Annotated in this window: 1 protein-coding gene and 1 pseudogene; both read right to left on the reverse strand. The window is 63.9% G+C overall.

Annotated features, from left to right (window positions below):
• Positions 1 to 196: pseudogene (locus EN991_RS38585) on the reverse strand (hypothetical protein); the annotation flags it as partial.
• Between the two features lie 89 nt (positions 197 to 285).
• A partial coding sequence (locus tag EN991_RS38590; RefSeq protein ID WP_206519369.1) for a trimethylamine methyltransferase family protein occupies positions 286 to 720 on the reverse strand: 435 nt, incomplete at its 5' end.

Below are 720 nucleotides of genomic sequence, written 5' to 3' on the forward strand. Positions count from 1 at the left end.
GCTCCCACCAACGCAGGAAATGCGGCCAGGGTGCCGCGCCCGCCTGCCCCACCAGCAGGACGGCCGCTGCCGGCGCACCCGATGATCCCGTTGGCGGCACATCGCTTGGCGTAAAATTGAAGCCGCCGCGAAGGACAAGGCCGTTGGCGAGAAGCGCCGCAGCAATGCGGTCAACGCTGCCGGCGGGCGTAATCATCCCTTCTTGTCCGGATCGGAGAACGCGCTCCGCCAGACTTCCTTGTGGATGATGTTGGCGACTTTAGCCCCGCCTGACTCGGGCTCCTTTCAAGTGAAGGCGTCGGGCATCGACCCCTTCTTCTTGGCGATGAAGTCCTTCAACGCTTCGTCGATGCTCGGATCGAGATGCGGCGCCTCATAGCTTTCCAGCCAGCGGCGGGCGAGTTCGTTGGCGCGCTGCGGCGCTGTCTTCTCGCCTTCGGCCAGCCACTGCTCGTAGGAATTGTTGTCGGCGATGTTGGAGCGGTAGAAGGCGGTCTGGAAATTGGCCTGGGTGTGGTCGCAGCCGAGATAGTGGCTGCCCGGCCCGACCTGGCGGATGGCGTCCATCGCCTGGCCGTTTTCCGACAGGTCGACGCCTTCGGAGAATTTCTGCGTCATGCCGAGCTGGTCGATGTCCATCATGAACTTTTCGTAGCAGGAGGCCAGCCCGCCCTCGAGCCAGCCGGCCGAGTGCAGCACGAAATTGGTGCCGGCCAGGAT

Source organism: Mesorhizobium sp. M7A.F.Ca.US.005.03.2.1, assembly GCF_003997795.1.
Classification (GTDB): Bacteria; Pseudomonadota; Alphaproteobacteria; order Rhizobiales; family Rhizobiaceae; genus Mesorhizobium; species Mesorhizobium ciceri.